Annotated in this window: 20 protein-coding genes and 1 riboswitch; of the genes, 14 read left to right on the top strand and 6 right to left on the bottom strand. The window is 66.8% G+C overall.

Going from position 1 to position 20,551, the window contains the following annotated elements; genetic code table 11:
• Window positions 1–248 precede the first annotated feature (248 nt).
• A complete protein-coding gene (locus ACPXB3_RS13500) occupies window positions 249–2,039 on the top strand; it encodes an acetyl/propionyl/methylcrotonyl-CoA carboxylase subunit alpha (RefSeq protein ID WP_425705471.1) in 1,791 nt (596 codons plus the stop codon).
• A 19-nt stretch (window positions 2,040–2,058) separates the two neighbouring features.
• The gene (locus ACPXB3_RS13495) at window positions 2,059–2,436 is read left to right on the top strand and encodes a hypothetical protein (RefSeq protein WP_425705470.1); all 378 of its coding nucleotides are present in this window, start codon (window positions 2,059–2,061) and stop codon (window positions 2,434–2,436) included.
• Window positions 2,437–2,454: 18 nt separating this feature from the next.
• Here ACPXB3_RS13495 and ACPXB3_RS13490 read toward each other — a convergent pair whose 3' ends face one another.
• Window positions 2,455–2,997 (bottom strand): nucleotidyltransferase family protein, encoded by a 543-nt coding sequence (locus tag ACPXB3_RS13490; RefSeq protein WP_425727906.1) that lies wholly within the window; start codon window positions 2,995–2,997, stop codon window positions 2,455–2,457.
• Window positions 2,998–3,222: 225 nt separating this feature from the next.
• On the opposite strand from ACPXB3_RS13490, the gene ACPXB3_RS13485 reads away from it, so the two are divergent.
• From ACPXB3_RS13485 to uraH, 3 genes are read left to right on the top strand one after another with little or no spacing between them, the layout of a single operon-like run.
• Window positions 3,223–5,211, top strand: coding sequence for a solute carrier family 23 protein (locus tag ACPXB3_RS13485; protein ID WP_425705468.1), 1,989 nt, complete (start codon window positions 3,223–3,225; stop codon window positions 5,209–5,211).
• A gap of 10 nt (window positions 5,212–5,221) precedes the next feature.
• A complete protein-coding gene (gene uraD / locus ACPXB3_RS13480) occupies window positions 5,222–5,743 on the top strand; it encodes a 2-oxo-4-hydroxy-4-carboxy-5-ureidoimidazoline decarboxylase (protein ID WP_425727904.1) in 522 nt (173 codons plus the stop codon).
• Window positions 5,744–5,777: 34 nt separating this feature from the next.
• Window positions 5,778–6,104, top strand: a complete 327-nt coding sequence (uraH, locus tag ACPXB3_RS13475; protein WP_425705466.1) for a hydroxyisourate hydrolase — start codon at window positions 5,778–5,780, stop codon at window positions 6,102–6,104.
• A gap of 52 nt (window positions 6,105–6,156) precedes the next feature.
• Here the strand turns inward: uraH and ACPXB3_RS13470 are convergent, their stop codons facing one another.
• Both ACPXB3_RS13470 and ACPXB3_RS13465 read right to left on the bottom strand, forming a co-directional pair.
• Window positions 6,157–6,909 (bottom strand): IclR family transcriptional regulator, encoded by a 753-nt coding sequence (locus ACPXB3_RS13470; RefSeq protein WP_425705465.1) that lies wholly within the window; start codon window positions 6,907–6,909, stop codon window positions 6,157–6,159.
• Window positions 6,910–6,913: 4 nt separating this feature from the next.
• On the bottom strand, window positions 6,914–8,413 hold the full coding sequence (locus ACPXB3_RS13465) for an APC family permease (RefSeq protein WP_425705464.1): 1,500 nt from the start codon (window positions 8,411–8,413) through the stop codon (window positions 6,914–6,916).
• A gap of 398 nt (window positions 8,414–8,811) precedes the next feature.
• Between ACPXB3_RS13465 and ACPXB3_RS13460 the strand changes: the two genes are divergently transcribed.
• The 8 genes from ACPXB3_RS13460 to ACPXB3_RS13425 are packed head-to-tail and all read left to right on the top strand — an operon-like array spanning window position 8,812 to window position 15,360.
• Window positions 8,812–9,393, top strand: a complete 582-nt coding sequence (locus tag ACPXB3_RS13460) for a MauE/DoxX family redox-associated membrane protein (RefSeq protein WP_425705463.1) — start codon at window positions 8,812–8,814, stop codon at window positions 9,391–9,393.
• Window positions 9,394–9,447: 54 nt separating this feature from the next.
• Complete coding sequence (locus tag ACPXB3_RS13455; protein WP_425705462.1) at window positions 9,448–10,089, top strand: redoxin domain-containing protein; 642 nt, start codon at window positions 9,448–9,450, stop codon at window positions 10,087–10,089.
• Window positions 10,090–10,134: 45 nt separating this feature from the next.
• A complete protein-coding gene (locus ACPXB3_RS13450) occupies window positions 10,135–10,818 on the top strand; it encodes a methylamine dehydrogenase light chain (RefSeq protein WP_425727902.1) in 684 nt (227 codons plus the stop codon).
• Window positions 10,819–10,829: 11 nt separating this feature from the next.
• Entirely contained in the window at window positions 10,830–12,128 is a 1,299-nt protein-coding gene (locus ACPXB3_RS13445; protein ID WP_425727900.1) for a hypothetical protein, read from the top strand.
• Window positions 12,125–13,765, top strand: a complete 1,641-nt coding sequence (locus ACPXB3_RS13440) for a multicopper oxidase family protein (protein WP_425705459.1) — start codon at window positions 12,125–12,127, stop codon at window positions 13,763–13,765. Before ACPXB3_RS13445 ends, ACPXB3_RS13440 begins: the two co-directional genes overlap by 4 nt.
• 11 nt (window positions 13,766–13,776) lie before the next feature.
• Window positions 13,777–14,118, top strand: a complete 342-nt coding sequence (locus tag ACPXB3_RS13435; protein WP_425705458.1) for a cupredoxin domain-containing protein — start codon at window positions 13,777–13,779, stop codon at window positions 14,116–14,118.
• Window positions 14,108–14,476 (top strand): cupredoxin domain-containing protein, encoded by a 369-nt coding sequence (locus ACPXB3_RS13430; protein WP_425705457.1) that lies wholly within the window; start codon window positions 14,108–14,110, stop codon window positions 14,474–14,476. The genes ACPXB3_RS13435 and ACPXB3_RS13430 overlap by 11 nt, the downstream gene beginning before the upstream one ends.
• A 47-nt stretch (window positions 14,477–14,523) precedes the next feature.
• Window positions 14,524–15,360 (top strand): methylamine utilization protein, encoded by an 837-nt coding sequence (locus tag ACPXB3_RS13425; protein ID WP_425727898.1) that lies wholly within the window; start codon window positions 14,524–14,526, stop codon window positions 15,358–15,360.
• A gap of 99 nt (window positions 15,361–15,459) precedes the next feature.
• Here the strand turns inward: ACPXB3_RS13425 and ACPXB3_RS13420 are convergent, their stop codons facing one another.
• Window positions 15,460–15,678: a hypothetical protein gene (locus ACPXB3_RS13420; protein WP_425705455.1), complete on the bottom strand. Its 219-nt coding sequence runs from the start codon at window positions 15,676–15,678 to the stop codon at window positions 15,460–15,462.
• A 174-nt stretch (window positions 15,679–15,852) separates the two neighbouring features.
• Window positions 15,853–16,089, top strand: a riboswitch (cobalamin riboswitch).
• 156 nt (window positions 16,090–16,245) lie between these two features.
• Between ACPXB3_RS13420 and metE the strand changes: the two genes are divergently transcribed.
• Window positions 16,246–18,549, top strand: a complete 2,304-nt coding sequence (metE, locus tag ACPXB3_RS13415; protein WP_425727896.1) for a 5-methyltetrahydropteroyltriglutamate--homocysteine S-methyltransferase — start codon at window positions 16,246–16,248, stop codon at window positions 18,547–18,549.
• Here the strand turns inward: metE and ACPXB3_RS13410 are convergent.
• Both ACPXB3_RS13410 and ACPXB3_RS13405 read right to left on the bottom strand, forming a co-directional pair.
• A complete protein-coding gene (locus tag ACPXB3_RS13410; RefSeq protein WP_425705453.1) occupies window positions 18,546–19,001 on the bottom strand; it encodes a MerR family transcriptional regulator in 456 nt (151 codons plus the stop codon). The two genes, metE and ACPXB3_RS13410, sit on opposite strands and share 4 nt — an antisense overlap.
• A gap of 28 nt (window positions 19,002–19,029) precedes the next feature.
• On the bottom strand, window positions 19,030–20,532 hold the full coding sequence (locus ACPXB3_RS13405; RefSeq protein WP_425705452.1) for a SulP family inorganic anion transporter: 1,503 nt from the start codon (window positions 20,530–20,532) through the stop codon (window positions 19,030–19,032).
• Window positions 20,533–20,551 lie beyond the last annotated feature (19 nt).

Raw genomic sequence — 20,551 nt, 5'->3', positions numbered from 1 at the left:
ACCGAGCGATTGATCGGTGGGTTAGGGTGAAGCCCGGAACCACGCCTGCCGGGCGGTCTCCGGTCCCCTCACAGCAGCTGTGGATGAGGACGGACCTAGACTCCACAAACGTACGCGTCGTCGCCCGCGAGACCATTGAGGCGGTCGGCAGGTTAGACCCTCGGTGGCCCACACGGTCGCCGACGAACACCGTGTGTGCTGCGTCCCGCGTCGCGGCGCACCTCGATGTATGGCCCAGGAGAACAACAGTGCCCAGTATCAGCAAGGTCCTCATCGCCAACCGCGGCGAGATCGCGGTACGCGTCATCCGTGCCGCCCGCGACGCCGGACTTCCCAGCGTCGCCGTGTACGCCGAGCCCGACGCCGACGCACTGTTCGTGAAACTCGCCGATGAGGCCTTCGCGCTCGGTGGTCAGACCTCTGCCGAGTCGTACCTGGTATTCGACAAGATCCTCGACGCCGCCGCCCGCTCCGGCGCCGACGCCATCCACCCCGGCTATGGCTTCCTCTCGGAGAACGCCGACTTCGCCCAGGCCGTCCTCGATGCCGGGCTGATCTGGATCGGTCCGTCCCCGCAGTCGATCCGCGACCTCGGCGACAAGGTCACCGCCCGCCACATCGCGCTCAAGGCCGACGCCCCGATGGCCCCCGGCACCAAGGACCCGGCCAAGAACGCCGACGAGGTCGTCGCCTTCGCCCAGGAGTACGGCGTGCCGGTCGCGATCAAGGCCGCCTTCGGCGGTGGCGGACGCGGCATGAAGGTCGCCTACACCATCGAGGAGATCCCCCACCTGTTCGAGTCGGCCACCCGTGAGGCCGTCGCTGCCTTCGGCCGCGGCGAGTGCTTCGTCGAGCGCTATCTCGACAAGGCCCGCCACGTCGAGGCCCAGGTGATCGCCGACCAGCACGGCAACGTCGTGGTCGCAGGCACCCGCGACTGCTCGCTGCAGCGCCGCTTCCAGAAACTCGTCGAGGAGGCTCCCGCACCGTTTTTGACCGACGAGCAGCGTGAACGCATCCACAGCTCGGCCAAGGCCATCTGCCGTGAGGCCGGCTACTACGGCGCGGGCACCGTGGAGTTCCTCGTCGGCCACGACGGCCTGGTCTCGTTCCTCGAGGTCAACACCCGACTGCAGGTGGAGCACCCGGTCACCGAGGAGACCGCGGGCATCGACCTCGTACGTGCACAGTTCCGCATCGCCAACGGCGAGAAGCTGGAGTTCTCCGAAGATCCCGTGCCGCGTGGGCACGCCTTCGAGTTCCGCATCAACGGCGAGGATCCGGGCCGCAACTTCCTGCCCGCGCCCGGCCCGATCACCAAGTACCACGAGCCCTCCGGACCGGGTGTGCGCGTGGATTCCGGCGTGGTCGAGGGCGATGTGATCGGTGGACAGTTCGATTCCATGCTGGCCAAGCTCATCGTCGTCGGCGAGAACCGTGAGCAGGCGTTGGAGCGCGCCCGCCGGGCCCTGGCCGAATACGAGGTCGAGGGTCTCGCGACGGTCCTGCCGTTCCACCGCCACGTCGTGTCCAACCCGGCGTTCATCGGCCACCAGGGCGAGGACGGCGTCGAGACCTTCGACATCTACACCAAGTGGATCGAGACCGATTGGGACAACCCGATCGAGCCGTATACCGGTGGCCGGCCGATCGAGGACGATGACGCCGTACCGCGCCAGAAGGTGGTCGTGGAGGTCGGTGGACGCCGCGTCGAGGTGGCGCTGCCCGGCGACCTCGCACTCGGCGGTGGCGGCTCGTCCAACGGCGTGATCCGCCGCAAGCCCAAGGCCCGCTCCCGCAAGAAGGGCGGTGGCGCTGCCGCCTCCGGCGATGCGGTCGCCGCCCCGATGCAGGGCACCGTGGTCAAGGTCGCCGTGGAGGAGGGCCAGGCTGTCACCGCCGGTGAGCTCGTGGTCGTACTCGAGGCGATGAAGATGGAGAATCCCGTCACCGCCCACAAGGACGGCGTGGTCACCGGCCTGAGCATCGAAGCCGGCGCGGCCGTCACCCAGGGCACCGTGCTGCTCGAACTCAAGTAGCCCGGCCGACCGCAGCAGGATGCAACCTGTCGAGATCAACGCCGGGACGTGGTACCTGCGCGGCCTGCGCGCCGACGACCGGATCACCGACGTCCCGGCGTTGTCCGAACTCGGGGTCGCCGACCCCGCCGGTTATGTCGCCGCCACCGACCGGGCCTGGCTGGCGGAGTCGGCGTTCACCTGGGCGGTGTGTGAACCGACGACCGGCGAACTGCTGGCCGTCATCGGGCTCGTACCCGAGGACGGTGCCGCCACACCCGTCGGCCGCCACCGGCCCGGCCATCACGACGCGATCGCGGCGGCCGTTGGCCCGGTGACCCGGTTCGCTTGTGGCGCTCTGGATCTCGATGTGGCCGCAGAGCTGGTGGATGCGCTGCCGACCATTGAGGTCGACTGAGCCGTCCGCCTCGCCGTGCTACGGCTCGTCCCGGTCGAGGCCCGAGGCGAGGTCGCCGCATTCGACGGACTCGACGATGCCCGCATGTGCCCGCAGGTACGGCGCCGCACCGACATCGCCGTCGAGCCGGGCCCGCACGCCCGCGAAGTGATCGCGGCCGAGGTAGACCGGATGACCCGGCCGGCCACCGTAGACCGCACGCACGATTCGGCCCGGATCGCGCGCGGCAGTAGCCACGATTCGCGCAATCACCGCTTCGCCGACATCCGGCATGTCAACAACATGTAAAACCACACCGGCCGGGTCGTGGCCGACCGGCGGACTGTCGAGCACCGCACGCACGCTTGCCGAAAGGCCCACGGCCCAGTCGGCGACGACGATCGCCGTCGCCCCGGCCGGCGGCTCGACGATCGCCGCGCCCATCGCGACCAGCACCTCGTCACAGCCACCCACGCGCAGCGCGTCGACCGCCCGGTGTAGCCAGAGCCCTTGTTCGGCAAGGATTTTCGGCATCCCGAATCGGGTGCCCGCACCAGCGGCCAACACCGCACCCACCACCATCACGCCCGCCTTTCACCCCGCACCGGCACGTGCCGCCGGGTGGTCGCCGCACCATGCACCGAGGACGACCGATCCGCGCCCGAAATCGGCTTTACATCTCCGAAATATACGATCACTCGCCTCGCCTCTTTGCTCATGTGGGTCCACTATTTACCTGCTGCGAGCGGGCGGCGGAAAACCACCGCCGAATCGCAGCCTCACGAACACCATCGCAGGAGGATGACGATGTCCACGGATTCGGTTCCGGCCACCGCCGGGCCACGCAGACGCAAGCGCACACACCCGGTCGATCAGGTTCCGCCGTTCGGCCGGCTCGTCACCCTCGGCTTCCAGCACGTCGTCGCCTTCTACGCCGGCGCGGTGCTCGTTCCCCTGCTGATCGCCAATGCCATCGGGCTCGATGACAAGGCGCTCACGATGCTCATCACCGCCGACCTGTTCACCTGCGGCATCGCCTCGTTGTTGCAGTCGGTGGGTATCTGGAAGATCGGTGTCCGGCTGCCCCTGCTGCAGGGCATCACCTTCGCCACCCTCGCCCCGGTCATCAAGGTCGCCAACGACCACGGTGGCGGGCGCGTGGGTCTGCTCACGGTCTACGGCGCGGTCATCTCCGCGGGCGTGTTCACCTTCCTGATCGCCCCGTTCTTCGCGAAGCTGATCCGGTTCTTCCCGCCGGTGGTCACCGGCACCGTCATCACGATCATCGGCATCAGCCTCATCCCGGTCGGCGCCGGCGACGCCGTGACCGATCCGAACAGCGCGACCAGCGCACACGACGCCGGAAACGGCCGGTGGGTCGTCTACTGCATCTGCACCATCGCCCTGATCGTGTTGATGCAGCGGTTCTTCCGGGGTTTCTGGGCGACCATCTCGATCCTGCTCGGACTCGGCGTCATGACCTTCATCGCATGGTGTTTCGGTGACGCACACTTCGACCGGGTCGCCGAGGCGAGCTGGGTGGGCTTCACCCCGCCGTTCGCCTTCGGTTGGCCGCGTTTCGATCTGATCGCCATCGTCTCGCTCATCGTGGTGCTCCTGGTGACCGCGGTGGAGTCGACGGGTTCGGTCTTCGCCACCGGCGAGATCGTCGGCAAGCGAATCCGCAAGGAGGACATCGCCGCAACCATCCGCGCCGACGGCATCGCGACCGTCATCGGCGGTGGGTTCAACTCGTTCCCGTACACCGCCTTCTCCGAGAACGTCGGTCTGGTCCGCATGACCGGCGTCAAGAGCCGCTTCGTCGTGGCCTGTGCCGGCGTGATCATGATCATCCTGGGTGTGCTGCCCAAGACCGCCAACATCGTCGGGTCGATCCCCTCGCCCGTCCTCGGCGGCGCCGCGCTCATCATGTTCGCCACGGTGGCGATCGTCGGCATCCAGACCCTGACCACCGTCGACTTCACCGACCACCGCAATCTGTCCATCGCGGCGACCTCGATCGCCGTGGCGCTCTATGTCCAGTTCTCGCAATCGTCGGCACCGACCACCATCCTGGACAAGGGCGCCGAGGTGAAGGTTCCCCAGTTGCCCGGCGTCGACATGGCGGTCCCCGGCATTCTGCAGATCCCGTTCTCCACGGGTATCACCATGGGGGCGATCACCGCGATCCTGATGAACATCCTGTTCTTCCACATCGGCAGCAAGGGACCGGCGGTCGCCGGCGGCGGTTCGATCACACTCGACGAGGTCAACACGATGGGCAAGGAGGAATTCCGAGCCACCTTCGGCGAGGTCGTGCAGGGCGTGGACTGGATACTCGACCGGGCGTGGGAACAACGGCCGTTCGCCGATGTCCACGACCTCCGTAGCGCTTTCCAGGAAGCCATGCTGACCGGCAGCGACACCGAGCAGCTCGACCTCATTCAGGCATTCCCCGATCTCGGCGCCGAGGACGAGGAGACCGGCGAGCTGCGGGCCATCGACCACAAGGGGCTGTCGCATCTGGAGGAGACCGAGCACGAGAACGTGGTGAATCTGGCTGCCGCCTACCGCGAGCACTTCGGCTTCCCGTTGGTGATCTGTGCACGCGAGACCGAACGCTACGATCGCGTGCTGCGCAGCGGGTGGGCGCGCATGGACAATTCGGAGTCGTCCGAGAAGTCGTTCGCGCTCATCGAGATCGCCAAGATCGTCAACTACCGTTTCGACGATCTCGTCGCCGATGCCAACCCACTGACGTCGGTTCGATTCGGCCGTCAGCCGGAACTCTCCTAGGCTGTCAGGGGTGCGACGAGTCGACTGGCGCGGATTGCCCAGCTTCAACGAACTGACCGAACGGCAGGCCATCAGCACCCTCTACGAGTGCTGCAGCTCATCCATCTGGGCGCTGCGCGTGTCAGGCGCACGGCCCTTCTCCGATGATGAGGCCCTGCTCTCCTACGCCGACCTCATCCTGGCCGAACTCACCGAGGACGACCTCGACGAGGCCCTGTCGGGCCATCCCCGCATCGGCGACCGGGCCGACAATGCCTCCTCACAACGCGAGCAGTCCGGGGTGGCCGGCGCCGATCCCGGGGTCCTGGCAGAACTGCGCGAACTCAACAGGGCCTACGACGAGCGGTTCGGGCACGTCTATCTCGTATTCGCCAACGGACGGCCCGCCGACGAGTTGCTGGCGATCCTCAAAGAACGCATCCGCAACGATCCCGAGACCGAGCGCCGCGTCATGCGGATGGAGCTGGGCAAGATCAACCGAAGCCGGCTGGAGCGGATGCTCACCCCGGCCGTCGAGTATGTTGACGACTGACCCCGCCGCCTCGGCAAGAAGGAGCCAGATTCCGATGACCGGCTTGTCCACCCATGTGCTCGATGCAGTGTCGGGCGCGCCCGCGGTGGGGGTGAATGTCTCGCTACAGGATGCCGCCGGTGGCGAATTGGCCACCGGCACCACCGATTCCGACGGGCGCATCGGACAGGTGAACACCGAGGCACTGGTCCCTGGCATCTACCACCTGGTGTTCGACACCGGGAACTGGTTCGACGACAACGATATCGGGGCGTTCTATCCAGAGGTCGACATCTGCTTCACGGTCGACGATCCGCAGCGCCACTTCCATGTGCCCCTGCTGCTGAGTCCCTACTCCTACTCCACCTATCGGGGCAGCTGACCGGGCTCGCGCGACCACTCACCGGCCGCTGCACGCGCATACCGGCCCGCGCTCAGATGAGTCCGCGCAGGTCCATCGCCCCGCCCCGAAGAAACGTCACGAGCTCATGATTGGCGGGCGAGACGCGTCCGGCGAGGCCCTGGACGACGAGACCGCCGACGACGTGGGTTCCCTTGCCGCGGATGGGAACCGCCAGCGCGGCGCGGCCGATCCGGGATTCCTCGTCCTCGAAGGACAATTCGCTGACCACAATCCCGTGCAGCTCCTCACGCAGTGCGTGCCGATCGCACAGCGTACGTCCGGTGAGTGAGCGCAACGGAGCATCGTCGGCGAGCGCGGGCGCGTAGGCGAGCTGCAGTTTGCCGATCGCATGGGCGTGCCGATTGCGGGCGATCGTGGATACCGGCACCATCTCGTGGTCGGGATCGGGATCGACGATCCGCAGCGCGGCATCGCGGAAACTCGCCAGATACAGGCCGTGCCGAGTGCGTCCGCGCATCTCCTCGAGGACGTCGCCGGCCGAGGTCTGCGGACTCTGTACCGCGGCACCGGCGAGTTCGGCAGTCCGCCGACCCAGCGCAAATCCGGACAGATCCGGTGTTCGCACCAGATATCCGTCGGCGACCAGAAGATTCAGTATCCGGTACGTGGTCGCGGCCGGGATCCGCACGTGACGCGAGATCGTGCGGGCAGCGACACCGGGCCCGAGCGATGCCACGGCCTCCAGGATGGCGAACGCGTTCTGGACCGACTTCGGCTGCCGTCCGCCGAAGCCGGAATCGACGGTCACGGGTCGCTGCGACATCGCCTCACCACAACCGGGAGCCGGTGGCCACGAGTACCGGGCGGCCCTGCTCGTCGGTGCGCAAGATGGCCGACCCGGGCAACAGGTCGGCGGTCTCGACGCTGTCGAACACGCCGATGGACGCCAGGCGGTCGGGCCGGAACCGTCGCAGTACCAGGTACCAGATGCATCCCGAGATGCCCAGCAGGAGCGACCATGCCAGGAACATGACGTTGCCGTGCCGAAGTCCGTCGATGACGGTGAAGACCGCGAACGCGGTTCCGGCGCCGATGCTCAGGACGCAGGTCGCCAGAGTTCGCGCGGTGTGTTCGCCGATACGCCGCAGGAACACCAGGGCCGCAACTGCCACCAACACGTATCCCAGGACCCAGGCAACGTCGAGCAGCACCTCGAAGTTGCTGCCCGGCTCCCCGGGGCGAAACCACACCGCCCCGATCGCGGCGGCGGCGGCAAAGGCGACAACTGCCGGGGCCGGGGTGCGGAAGCGCTGATTGACGGGCCCGAGGAAGCGTGGGACGACACCTTCGACGCTCATCGAGAACAGCAACCGCGAACCGGCCTGGATGAAGCCGAGCGTCGATGCGGCCCACGAACACCACACACCGAGATGCACCGCGACGACGATGGGCACGCCCACCCCTGACGTGGTCCCGTAGAAGTAGGCGTTGATGAGCGTGGTCGCCTGCCCGGTCATCCCGGCCCAGCCGGCGAGGATGAACAGCGCCCCGGTCAGGATGGGTGTGACCACGACGGCGCGGCTGACGGTGTGCAGTTGGCGTTCGGCCTCGGGGCCGAAGAATGCAGCCGATTCGAATCCGGCCAAACTCAACACGACCTGACAGACCATGAAGACCCCGAAACTCACCGGGGTGTCGAGATGCGGTCCGGCTGTGGGATGACCGGGCGTCAGCAGGAGCAGCACCGCGATCGTGGAGACCGTGCACAACTCGATGGCAAGAATGATGCGTGTGGCCGACCGTACGCCGCCGATCGCGACCGCCGCGCAGACGATCACCACCACCGCGCACGCGACGAACCACATCCCGGCGGGCAGATCCAGGCCCGACATCGCGGCCATGTTCACGATGTCGTGGCCTGCGTTGTTGGACACCGAGATCGTCATCACCACATACCCGGTGAGCAACGCGGCACCCGCGGTCAGTGCGATCGGTTTCGGCATGCCGTGTGCGATGAAGCTGTAGAGCGATCCCGAGGCCGCCAACCGCATGGTGAACTGCCGGACGCACAACGCGACGAGCGTCATCACCGCGGTTGCGGCGAGAATCGCCACCAGCCCTGTCGGTCCCGCGTTCGCGCCCGACATCGCCTGCGCGATGAACACCATGCCGGTGGCCGGCGCCATCGTCGACATCGATTGTCCGATGAGATCGGACTGCGTGAGTTGCCGACGGCCCAGCGCAGACAGTGGAGAACGCACTGTCTGCGCGGGCGCCCCGGCGAAACGGGCGCGCACCAACGCGGACTGCAGCGCATTCACGTGCATGTCAGAACCTCCGATCTCGGAACTCTCGGTGATGTCGACGAGTTGAACGTCGGGAACGATAGGACAGCACTGTTGCGGCGGTATTACGCGTGTGAACACCCGGCGAATACCAAATGAGAATGCGACCCCAAAACGCGAATTGCCGTGGGGCGCAATCGTGGTCGCGGTCACACCCCCAGCACCTGAAAGCTCGTTGACCTGGCCGTACTTGTTCTCCGACCCCACCGATCACAGCGCGCTCACGCGTAACCGGCGCGACCCGTCGGTGACTTGATCACGCGTCAGGCTTCTTCTCGGCGGCCGCGAAAGGTCACCGAATCCACGGTTACGCAATCCGGGATTACGAATCCGGGATTGTGAAATTCGATAGTCGCGGAAATTCGAGAGGAGAACAAGTGATGGTCTTGGCAGTTGTCGCGGGGGTGGTCGGAATGATCCTGCTCGTCGCCGGCGTCCCGAAGCTCACCGACACCGATCGCGTGATCCGGGCGGTACGCGGGTACCAGATCCTTCCCGATGCCGAGGCGCGGCTCGTCGGGCGCACCCTTCCGTGGGTCGAGCTCGTACTCGGTGCAGCCCTGATCGTCGGCGTCGTGCCGGAGATCGCCGGGGCCGCCGCGGCGGCACTGTTCGCGGTCTTCACTGTCGGGCTGGTGATCAATCTGGCGCGGGGGCGCCGCGATCTCGACTGTGGATGCTTCGCCTTTTCCCATGGTGCAGAGGAGGTTCCGCACATCGGATGGGGTCATGCGTTACGCGCTGGCACGTTCGCCGCGCTGTCGGTGGTGAGCATGTGGGCGCCCGCCGCGCCGGCCGCCGACCGGTTCGCCGGCGCAGCGATCGGTGTGCTGGTGGTCGCGCTCGTCACCGTCGTGCTGTATGCGCGGACGGTCATGACCTTCGGCCGCCGTGGCGTCGACACCTATCTGACCAACGCGGCGATCGCCTCGCGGGCCGCAGCCCGCGCAAGCCGTTACTGAGTCCCGCGCCAGTCGCCACCGAGTACTGAATCGACAATCGAAAGGAGCCACACGATGACGACATTCCTGGTCACCATGGTGGTCATACTGTTTCTCGCCGCGATCGCCACAATGCTCGTGATCCTCGGCCTGGCAAGAGAAGTGGGGCGTATCCAGGTCCGTCTCGGCCCGCTGGGAGCGCGAATGATGGACACCGGCCCCAAGATCGATCAGGCGGGACCATCGTTTCGTGGTCTGACCGATCACCTCGGGCGGTTGGTCAGCGTCGGCGGGCATCGGTCGCGCCCGCAGCTCTTGCTGTTCACCGCCCCCACGTGCACCACGTGCAAGTCACTCCTTCCCGGAGTGAAGGCGATGGCCAAGGGCGAGGGTGAGGGCCTCGACATCGTCATCATCTCCGACGGCACACCCGAAGAGCATGCCGCGTTCCTCTCCGGCACCCGCATCGGTGAGGAGCTGAGTTATGTCGACGGCCGCGACGTGGGTATCGCCTACCAGGTCGGCACCACGCCGTTCGGTGTGATCCTCGACGAGCACGGCAAGATCCGCGCCAAGGGACTGTGCAATCACATGGCGCAGGTCGAGAGCCTCCTCAACGCACTCGAGACCAACACGCCGACGCTGCAACATCTACACCGTCAGGCCGCGGCCCACGCCCCCCAGGACGGAACGCCGGGCAACGCGTTGTCGGCCTGACCGCGCCCCCCCATTCCCAGTACATCGACAAGGAGAAGAGAGCCCATGACCGACCACGACGACGGCCACGAAACGAGCGAACAGCGGTTCCCCGTGGACGAGGAAACCGTTGCCGCCCAGGCACAGTGGATGTCCGGTGACGGCGGCAGCCTCACGAGCCGCGCGGGACGCAAACTGTCCGAGCGGGTTTCACGCCGATCGATGATCTCCAAGATCGGTCGTTGGACGCTCGGTGCGTCGGGTGTTGCGGTGATCGGATCGCTGCCGGTCTCGCGCGCGGCCGCCGACCCGCAGCCCGCGAGCGGCCCGGAGCCGCTGGTTCCCGAGTACAACGGGTCCAATCCCGCCGAATGCGAGTACTGGCGGTGGTGCAACATGGATGGCACCCCCTGTGCGGCCTGTGAGGGCGGTGGCGTCTCCACCTGCGCCCCCGGGTCCAAGCCCGGCGCCGAATTCTGGGTGGGTTGCTGCACCAATCCGAAGGACAAGAAGACCTACCTCATCGCGTATTACGACTGCTGTGGGGCGCCGGGGTGCGCGAACGCGTTCTGTGGTGAGCCCGACATGCAGGCGATCATGTACAACCCGGTGGCCGGCAGCTACGACCAGGAGATCATCTGGTGCGTCTCCGAGGAATCGCAGTCATATACGTGCACGATGGCGCCGGTCGTCGGCGTCGACTGCCAGACGCGTCCGGCAGTCCGCCCGAAGGTGGGTGCCGGGTCGTGAATGATCGACATATGGCACTGCGTCGAGTGTCGTTCGCCGTGATCCCCGCGGTCGCCACCCTGCTCACCCTGTCGGCGTGCTCGTCGGACAACTCCGATTCGGGCTCCGGTGAGCCCAGTCTGCCCTCGCAGTCGTATTCGGCTCCCGACTCGAACACGGCGCGCGGAACGCAGGACGAACCGATTCCCAGCCAGATTCCCGAGGGCCTGCACGTCGGCGAGATCGCGCCGATCGGCGCCGAGGAGATGGTGATGCAGTCGGGTTCGTTCGGCCAATTGGAGGTGCCGGTCGAGGTGTACGACCCGGCGACCGGCAAGAAGACCGCGCACATCGTGGTGGGACAGGGCATCTGGGATCCGGTCATCCACGCCTTCGTCGGGAAGACCCCGCATGATCCTGCGGTCCTCGCCGCCGAGGTGTGGCGGCCGCGCGGCTCTCGGGGCGCGGCCCAGTTCACGGTGAGCACCTATTCCGGGAATCTGCTCACGCCCAAAGAGGTTGCGCTGCCCAGCGTTGCGCGTGCCCATTCCCGGACCGGCTCGCATGCGGTCACCTCTGACGGCCGGTACTTCGTCACGTGGGATGACGCCCTGTTCGGCATCCGGGTGGTCGACCTGCACAGCGGCAAGCAGAGCGGCACCCTGAAGCTGCCGGCGTGCGGTCCGTTCACGTGGCTGGTCGGACATGATCTCTACAGCGTGTGCGAGCAGGACCGCAAGCTGCTGCAGGTGCACATCGGCGACGACGGTGTGCCGAAAGAGGTCGGGCGACAAAAGGTTCTGCCTGCCGACTTCGTCAGTGCCCGGGAGTCGACCTTCGCCGCCGACGCCAAGAAGGCACTGCTGGTCGGCGCCAATGGTGACGTCTACGTCTTCGACTTCTCCCACGGCCTGCCCACCACCGAGGTCCGGCCGATCGGCAACGCCGGCGATCCGTCGGGACGTTTCGACACCAGCGCGATCAGCCGTGACGGCAGCCGGATCGCCATCAGTTACACCGATACCCCGATTCATCCGCAGTCGGTCCGGGGTGGCGACGTCACCAAGGTCGTCCTGTTCGATGCGGCGAATTTGCACCCGATCAAGACGATCACGCTCGATCAGGCCGGCCTGAAGTCGTTCGGCGGATTCGCCTTCAACGAGAACGGCAAGAAGATCTATCTGCTCGGGGGCGAACCGGAGACCGATGGTGAGACGCCACAGAAGCTCGTCGGCTTCTCTTCCACTGATGGGGCGCAGACCAGTTCGGTGACGCTGGACGGCAAACCCGACAAACTGAAAGGGCTGTTCGCCCCGGAGATCATCGGATGACGAGTTCGACCGCACTTTCCATGGGCCGTCGCCGATTCCTGAAGCTCGCCGCTTCGGGGATCGGCGCGGCCGGGGTCGCAACCTTCGCGTCGACGGCGTGTTCGTCCTCGGACGCGTCGTCGGGCGAGCAGGCACCCCAGAACTTCATCATGCCGACCGACCCGGAGATCGCCGCCACCGACGCACGACGACACACGACGGGGCGCACCACCGCGGTGTCGCTCACCGCGGCAGCGGCGGCATTCGATCTCGGTGGCCGGATCGCACAGTCCTGGGGTTACGGACCCACGCCGGTGGCCCCGGAGATCCGGGCCGGGGCCGGCGATCAGATCGCGGCACACGTGCACAGCACCATCGCCGAACCCACGAGCATCCACTGGCACGGCATCCGCATCCGCAACGACATGGACGGGGTGCCGCCGGTGACGCAGCAGGCGATTGCCCCCGGCGGCACCTTCGATTACCGGTTCATCGCGCCCGATCCCGGAACCTACTGGTACCACTCCCATTCGGGTCTGCAGGCCGACCGCGGACTGTTCGGACCGCTGATCATCGAGGACCCGCGCGACACCAGCGGGGTCGACACCGACGTCGCGCTCGTGCTCGACGACTGGCTCGACGGACTGGGTACCACACCGGACGCCGTCATGTCGGCCCTCAACCCGAACCTGCACGGCGGCATGGGCGGAATGGACATGGGTGGGGGTTCGGGCACGATGAGCATGGCGCCCATGACCTCTGCGCCCATGACCTCTGCGCCGATGACCTCTGCGCCGATGCAACCTGGCGCCGAAGGTACTGCGCAGCAGCTGATCTCACAAGGACACGGATCGTCGGCCGTCCTCGGCGGGATGACCCAGCACATCGCCTATCCCCTGCATCTGATCAATGGCCGACCGCCGAACGATCCAGCCGTGGTCGAAGCCCGCGCCGGATCGCGAATCCGCTTGCGGGTGATCAACGCCGCCGCCGAGACACCCTACCGGTTCGCCGTCGCCGGGCACCGGATGACGATCGTGGCCGTCGACGGCTACGACGTGGTCCCCGCCGAGACCGACGCGATCCTGATCGGGATGGCGCAGCGATACGACGTGATCCTCACCCTGCGTTCCGGTTCCTGGCCGGTGATGGCCGCCGTCGAGGGCCGGTCCGGGTACGGCGCCATGGTGCTCAAGAGCAACGACGCGTTGCCGGTCCCGCCGCCTGCGGGAAACGGGCGGATCGCGGAACTCGACCGGCAACTGGTGACCGAGGATCTCCTCCGGCCCGCCGACAAGGTCCGATTGCCGCAGCGTCATCCCGACCGCGACTACCACGTCGATCTCCTCCAGGCCGGCGATCGCTACGTGTGGGCGATGGCCGGGCCCGACATCGGCAAGCTCGTCATGAAACCCGGTGAACGGGTGCGTATCACGATGAACAACAAGTCGACGATGTGGCATCCCATGCACACCCACGGCCACACCTTCGCGATCGGGGCCTACGGCGGACTGCGCCGAGACACCGTGATCGTCAAGCCCGGAAAGTCACTCTCAGTGGAGTTTGACGCCGACAACCCCGGCAAGTGGATGTTCCACTGCCACAATGCCTACCACTTCGAGGCTGGTATGACCGCCAACCTCATGTATGTCAGATGAGAGGGACATCAATGAAGAAAGCCATCCTCGCCTGCGGCGCAATGCTGCTGATCCCCTTCGGACTTGCCGCCTGTGGCAGCGACGACTCATCCGGTTCGTCGCCCGCGGCGGTCGTCGATGTCAAGAACATGGCCTTCACCGAGAAGTCGGTGACGATCAAGCCCGGCCAGACGGTCGAGTGGAAGTTCGACGACGGCGGCATGCCACACAACGTGGCATCGGACACCGGGCTGTTCAAGAGCGACCTGCTGACCTCCGGTACCTACGACCACACCTTCGACAAGCCCGGAAAGTACCCGTATCACTGCGATCCGCACCCGGACATGACCGGGGTGGTGATCGTTGCGGGGTGACGATTCCGCCACCGGGGCGCATCGGGTGGGGGCGTTCCGGGCGGCGGCCTTCGGTGTGGTCGCGCTCGGGGCGATCCTGAGCCTCGGCGCGTGCTCCCACCCGCCGCCGAAACCCGACGCCTTCGTCACCGTCGACAACCTTCGCTTCGCGCCGATGGAAGTGCACATCCCCGTCGGCGGAACCGTCGAATGGGACTTCACCGACGGCGTATTGCTTCACCAGGTCTACGCCGACGGCATCTTCGACAGTGGAGTCCACGGCTCGGGGTCCTACCGGCACACCTTCACCAGCAGAGGAGACATCGACTATCACTGCCAGATCCACCCCGACATGACCGGCATCATCCACGTGGGCTGAGCGACGGTCATATCAACACGAAAGTTCAATCATCACAAGGAGAAGACATGGTAACGATGATCGATCATGCTCCGCTGGAGCATGACGAACCACGGCTCCGGCCGGAGTTGGCCACCTCGATGGGCCTGCCCGGGCGTATGGCCCTCGGCCTGGGTGCGGTGACCGTTGGCGCGACGGTGGGATTGGCGGCCGCGCCCTCCGCGTCGTCGGCGCTGACGGGTGCGGTGATCGCGTCGGGTGTACTGACGGCGCTGGCGGCCAACTGGTCCACATGCGGGATGTCGGTGGCCGGTGTCGTCGTCGCGCCGAAGCAGCCCGGCCGCAAGGGGTCGTCGACGCCGCTGCGCCGACTCGGTTGGCACGCACTGGGGTCGGTGGCCACCGGATCGGTGACCGGAGCCGCAATCGGGGCACTGGGCGGACTCGCGCTGGGCTGGCTCAGCGCACCGGTGGCGCTGGGGATCTGGGCGGTCCTGGCCCTGGCGTACGGTCTGCACGAGCAGGGCGTGCTGCCGATGCCCACACCGATGCGCCGCCGGCAGCTGCCCCGCCACCTGCGTCGTCGGATGGAACCCTGGAAGGTGTCGTTGGTGTTCGGCGCGATCATCGGGCCGGGATTCCTGATCTTCATCCGGTCGAGTGCGTATTACCTTCTCGCCCTTGGTGTTGCGGCAGTCGGGTCACCGGCACTCGGCGCCGCGCTGTTCGTGACGGTGTCGTTGGGTCGGTGCATGCCCAGCGCGCTGGCGATCCTGCACGTCCGTCGCGGCGGCACCATCCCGGGATTCCTGACTACGATGTGCCTGGTCGATCGTCGGGTGCAGGCGATCACCGGCGCCGTGTTGCTCGGGCTCGGTGTCTTCGGGTGTGCTGCCCTCATCTGAAACCTCTCGACGCACCGGGATGACCCGGACGCATGGCGCGGGCGCCGTATCGGAGCCCGCGCCATGCGTCGCTTCCGCCGACAGCGCTCGCCACATCGGTCAGCGCGGGTGGGTGACGATGGTCTGCCCGGTATCCCGATGCCGCCAGGTGACAGTGCGGTCGGTGTGCAGCGTCGGCCGCCAGATACCCAAATGTTTGCGTTGGTGATCCGGCCGGAACAACGGGATCAGATCAGCGGGCAGCGTCCAACCCCCGGCCAGCGGATCGGCATGATCGAACGCCACCACATGGTCGAGGTCACACGACTCCGCGGGCATGCCGCAGTACGGGAACCGAACCGCGGCACCACCGCCTCGACGGATCGGTCAGACATCGATCGCGATTCCCGGGAGTAATGTCTACCGATTGCGGGCACTGGCCTCAGCGCATTCACCATTCGCGCCGGAATACCCGGGCACGGTGCGGGGTGTCCTCGCCGGTGGGCATCCTCTATGCTCGGCGGTGCAGCTGGTTCGCCGCCCGGGATGTCATGGAGCCCCTACACCCGGCCCGGCGTCGTAAGAGGGAATCCGGTGTGAGTCCGGAACTGTCCCGCAGCGGTATGTCGGAACGACCGCCGTCATCGAGCACTGGATGTTCACATCCGGGAAGCGACGGCCACTAGGAACTGCGGCCATGGTGCCGCCCCGCCGACGAGTCCGAAGACCTGCCCGCTGTACCGGCCGCGCCGCGGTCGGTGGCTCGTCGCCTCGCGGAATGGGTGCAGGTCGAAGCGGTGTCTTGACGGGGCGCACACCACGCGCGCCCGTATCCGGGACGCTGATTCGACGCACCCGGCAAACGGCGACGGACCACTCGGAACTCGTTGCAGGAGTGCATCACTCATGTCCGTCAGCACCACCCGGTCCAGCACATCCCCGTTCACCGCCACCGTTCTCGGCACCGCACGGATCGGCCCGAACCGGGAGCTCAAACGTACCGTCGAGGCCTATTGGGGCGGGCGCATCGACGCCACCGAGCTCGAACATGTCGCCGCCGGACTACGGCGTGCCACATGGGATCAGCTCGCCGCGACCGGCGTCGACTCGGTTCCGGTGAACACCTTCTCCCTCTACGACCAGATGCTCGACACAGCGATCCTGCTGGGCGCGCTGCCGCATCGCTTCGATGCCGTCACCGACCCCCTCGATCGGTACTTCGCCGCCGCGCGCGGCACCGAGCAGATCGCTCCGCTGGAGATGACCAAGTGGTTCGACACCAACTATCACTACCTGGTGCCGGAGATCGGTCCCGAGACCAGGTTCTCGCTACATTCGGAGAAGATCCTGGCCGAGGTGGCGCAGGCCCGCGAGGCCGGTATCGAGCCCCGCCCGGTCGTGATCGGCCCGATCACCTTTCTGGCCCTGTCGAAGTCGGTGGCGGACACCGATTCTCCGTCGGTTCCCCTCGACCACCTCGACGAACTGCTGCCGTGCTACCTGGAACTGCTCGCGACGCTCGCCGATGCGGGAGTCCGATGGGTACAGATCGACGAGCCGGCACTGGTCACCGACCTCGCACCAGATCTCGCAGAGTTGGCAGGTTCGGTGTATTCGACTCTCGCCCAGGCGTCTTCGCGGCCGGCAATTCTGGTCGCCACCTACTTCGGCGATGCCGGCGGCGCGCTACGCGAGTTGGCGACCACCGGGATCGAGGGTGTCGCGGTCGATCTTGTCGCGGGCGGCATCGAGTCCGTCGTAGGAGTTCCGGAGCTGGCCCGCATGCACGTCGTCGCGGGCGTGGTCGACGGCCGCAACATCTGGCGCACCGACCTCGACAAGGCCCTGGCCACGCTCGGCACGCTACTGGGATCTGTTGGCTCGCTGGCAGTGTCGACGTCATGCTCGACGCTGCACATCCCGTACTCACTGGACGGCGAGACCGGTCTCGACGCCACCCTGCGCGGGTGGCTGGCGTTTGCCGATGACAAGTTTCGAGAAGTGGTGGTGCTCGCAAAGGCGCTGCACACCGGTCGCGAGGCGCAGAAGGACGCCTTCGACGCGTGTGCGGCGGCACTGGCCACCCGGGCCGACGACCCGCGACTGTCCAACCCGTCGGTCCGCAGCCGGCTGGCCGCGATCACCGACGCCGATGCCACCCGCGGTGACGCCGCCATCCGACGCGACGCGCAGGCGCAACGACTCGGCCTACCGGCGCTGCCGACTACGACGATCGGCTCGTACCCGCAGACCTCGGCCATCCGGTTGGCGCGCGCGGCACTGCGGGCCGGCGACATCGACCAGGACACCTACGTGCAGCGGATGCACGAGGAGATCCGGGACGTGGTGGCCCTGCAGGAGCAGATCGGACTGGACGTGCTGGTACACGGCGAACCCGAACGCAACGACATGGTGCAGTACTTCGCCGAGCAACTCGACGGGTTCGCGGCGACGGCGAACGGCTGGGTGCAGTCCTACGGCACCCGCTGTGTGCGCCCGCCGATCCTGTTCGGCGACGTGTCGCGGCCGGCACCGATGACCGTCGACTGGATCGCCTACGCGCAGTCGCTCACCGAGAAGCCGGTCAAGGGCATGCTCACCGGACCGGTCACCATCCTCGCGTGGTCCTTCGTCCGCGACGATCAGCCGCTGCCGGACTCGGCCGATCAGATCGCGCTCGCGATCCGCGACGAGACGATCGATCTGGAACGCAGCGGGATCGGCATCATCCAGGTCGACGAGCCGGCGCTGCGTGAATTGCTCCCGTTGCGCGACGCCGACAAACCCGCCTACCTCGACTGGGCGGTGCGCGCCTTCCGGCTGGCGACCTCCGGGGTCGCCGACCACACGCAGGTCCACACCCATCTGTGCTATTCGGAGTTCGGTGAGGTGATCGGAGCGATCGCCGACCTCGAGGCCGACGTCACCTCGATCGAGGCGGCCCGCTCACATATGGAAATCCTCGGCGACCTCGACGCGGCCGGCTTCACGAACGCCGTCGGCCCGGGTGTCTACGACATCCACTCGCCGCGTGTGCCCGAGACCACCGAGATCGAGCACGCACTTGCCGAGGCAGTCAGTACTGTTGCCTCGCAACGGCTCTGGGTCAATCCGGACTGCGGCTTGAAGACGCGCACCACCGTGGAGGTACAGCAGGCGTTGACCAATATGGTCGCCGCGACCCGCGCCATTCGGGCCCAGATCGGTTAGGGGCCAGATCGGCTAGGAGCCGGGGAATCCGGGCGGCGCGCCCGGATCCTCCCGGCGAGCTGCGAGGTGAACTCGCGCGCGTAGTCCAGTTGGCGGGCGAGCTCACCACAGGCCTTTTCGGCCCGCAGGTGGAAGCCGGTGATCGTGTCGAGGGCAGATGCCCGGTCCGCGTCGGTACCACCGGCGTCGGCGAGTATGTCCTGGGCGGCGAGCAATGCCCGCATGTCGTCGAGAGTGAAGCCGAGTGGCTTCATCCGGCGGATCACCAGCAGCCGCTCGACGTCGGCCTCGGTGTAGAGCCGGAACCCGCCGGCCGAACGGGCCGACGGGATGACGAGCCCCACCTCGTCGTAGTGGCGGATCGTCTTGATGGAGAGTTCGGTGGCCGCGGCCACCTCGCCGATCTGCAGATGACGGTCACCGTCCTGCGCCGCGGCACCGTCATCGGTCACGTCGTCCCCCACGATGTCATCGCCTTGTTCACTCCTTGCCGGTGAGGTGCCCACTGAGCTGTTCGAGCCTACGGGCACTGCTGTCGTTCAGTCCGACGATGGTGGCGCTCTTGCCCTTCTCTCGGTATTTGGTGGTGATCGCGTCGAGCGCGGCCACGCTGGAGGCGTCCCAGATGTGGGAGTCACTCATGTCGATGATCACCTGAGGCGGGTCGTCCACGTAGTCGAATTGATAGACCAGATCATTGCTGGAAGCGAAGAACAATTCCCCCTTGACCGCGTACACCCGCGTGTCGGGGTCGGGGTGGGCGACCTCGACGACCTCGGTGAGGTGCGCGACCCGGCGGGCGAAGAGCATCATCGCGATGACCACCCCGACGATGACGCCGTACGCGAGATTGTGGGTGGCGACCGTCACCGCGACGGTGGCGAGCATCACCGCCGTTTCGCTTTTCGGCATGCGCCGCAACGTCTTCGGATTGATGCTGTGCCAGTCCATGGTGCCGACAGACACCATGATCATCACCGCGGCCAGAGCTCCCATCGGGATCAGGGCGACGATGTCCCTGAGTCCGACGACGAGGATCAGCAGGAACACACCGGCAAGGAACGTGGAGATCCGGGTGCGCGCCCCGGACGCCTTGACGTTGATCATGGTCTGCCCGATCATCGCGCAGCCACCCATGCCACCGAAGAAGCCGGTGACGACGTTCGCGATGCCCTGCCCCATCGCCTCGCGTGACTTGTTGGAATGGGTGTCGGTCAGATCGTCGACGAATTTCGCCGTCATCATCGATTCGAGAAGACCGACCAGCGCCATCGTGAACGCATAGGGGGCGATCACCGACAGGGTGTGCCAGGTCCACGGTATGTCGGGCAGACCCAGCGACGGCAGACTGTCGGGCAGCTTGCCCTCGTCCCCGACGTCGGGAACCGACCAGCCGACGGCCAGGGTCACCGCGGTGAGCAACACGATCGCCACCAGCGGGGCCGGGATCACGGTGGTCAGCCGCGGCAGCCCGACGATGATGACGATGCCGGCCACCACCATCGGATAGACCAGCCAGGGCACCCCGATGAGGTTGGGCAACTGGGCGGTGAAGATGAGGATGGCCAACGCGTTGACGAATCCCACCATGACGCTGCGCGGCACGAACCGCATCAGTTTCGCGATCCCGAGTCCGCCGAGTATCACCTGGAAGACGCCGGCCAGGACGACCGTGGCGATCAGGTAGTCGAGACCGTGACTCTTCACCAGCGGCGCCACCACCAGGGCCACCGCACCGGTCGCCGCGGAGATCATCGCCGGACGCCCGCCGACGATCGAGATCGTCACGGCCATGGTGAACGAGGCGAACAGTCCCACTCGCGGGTCCACCCCGGCGATGACCGAGAACGAGATCGCCTCGGGGATCAGGGCGAGCGCGACCACCAGCCCACCCAGCACTTCGATACGCAGCCGACGCGGCGAGCGAAGCGCCGCCCACACCGACTGTTCCCGGGCGGGTGAGACCGTCGGGGGTGCTGTCATCTTCAGGGCTCCGTTTCCG

The organism is Gordonia sp. DT219, assembly GCF_049847065.1.
Taxonomy (GTDB): domain Bacteria; phylum Actinomycetota; class Actinomycetes; order Mycobacteriales; family Mycobacteriaceae; genus Gordonia.
Note: the sequence above shows the minus strand (reverse complement) of the source record. Positions and strands in the feature narration are given on the sequence as shown.

Coding starts and splice junctions, on each gene's coding strand:
- ACPXB3_RS13420 (WP_425705455.1), bottom strand. CDS start 15,678: ATGCCCGCGGAGTCGTGTGACCTCGACCATGTGGTGGCGTTCGATCAT.
- ACPXB3_RS13455 (WP_425705462.1), top strand. CDS start 9,448: ATGACGACATTCCTGGTCACCATGGTGGTCATACTGTTTCTCGCCGCG.
- ACPXB3_RS13490 (WP_425727906.1), bottom strand. CDS start 2,997: ATGGTGGTGGGTGCGGTGTTGGCCGCTGGTGCGGGCACCCGATTCGGG.
- ACPXB3_RS13460 (WP_425705463.1), top strand. CDS start 8,812: ATGGTCTTGGCAGTTGTCGCGGGGGTGGTCGGAATGATCCTGCTCGTC.
- ACPXB3_RS13405 (WP_425705452.1), bottom strand. CDS start 20,532: ATGACAGCACCCCCGACGGTCTCACCCGCCCGGGAACAGTCGGTGTGG.
- ACPXB3_RS13470 (WP_425705465.1), bottom strand. CDS start 6,909: ATGTCGCAGCGACCCGTGACCGTCGATTCCGGCTTCGGCGGACGGCAG.
- ACPXB3_RS13450 (WP_425727902.1), top strand. CDS start 10,135: ATGACCGACCACGACGACGGCCACGAAACGAGCGAACAGCGGTTCCCC.
- uraH (WP_425705466.1), top strand. CDS start 5,778: ATGACCGGCTTGTCCACCCATGTGCTCGATGCAGTGTCGGGCGCGCCC.
- metE (WP_425727896.1), top strand. CDS start 16,246: ATGTCCGTCAGCACCACCCGGTCCAGCACATCCCCGTTCACCGCCACC.
- ACPXB3_RS13485 (WP_425705468.1), top strand. CDS start 3,223: ATGTCCACGGATTCGGTTCCGGCCACCGCCGGGCCACGCAGACGCAAG.
- ACPXB3_RS13425 (WP_425727898.1), top strand. CDS start 14,524: ATGGTAACGATGATCGATCATGCTCCGCTGGAGCATGACGAACCACGG.
- ACPXB3_RS13435 (WP_425705458.1), top strand. CDS start 13,777: ATGAAGAAAGCCATCCTCGCCTGCGGCGCAATGCTGCTGATCCCCTTC.
- ACPXB3_RS13440 (WP_425705459.1), top strand. CDS start 12,125: ATGACGAGTTCGACCGCACTTTCCATGGGCCGTCGCCGATTCCTGAAG.
- ACPXB3_RS13495 (WP_425705470.1), top strand. CDS start 2,059: ATGCAACCTGTCGAGATCAACGCCGGGACGTGGTACCTGCGCGGCCTG.
- ACPXB3_RS13465 (WP_425705464.1), bottom strand. CDS start 8,413: ATGCACGTGAATGCGCTGCAGTCCGCGTTGGTGCGCGCCCGTTTCGCC.
- ACPXB3_RS13445 (WP_425727900.1), top strand. CDS start 10,830: ATGGCACTGCGTCGAGTGTCGTTCGCCGTGATCCCCGCGGTCGCCACC.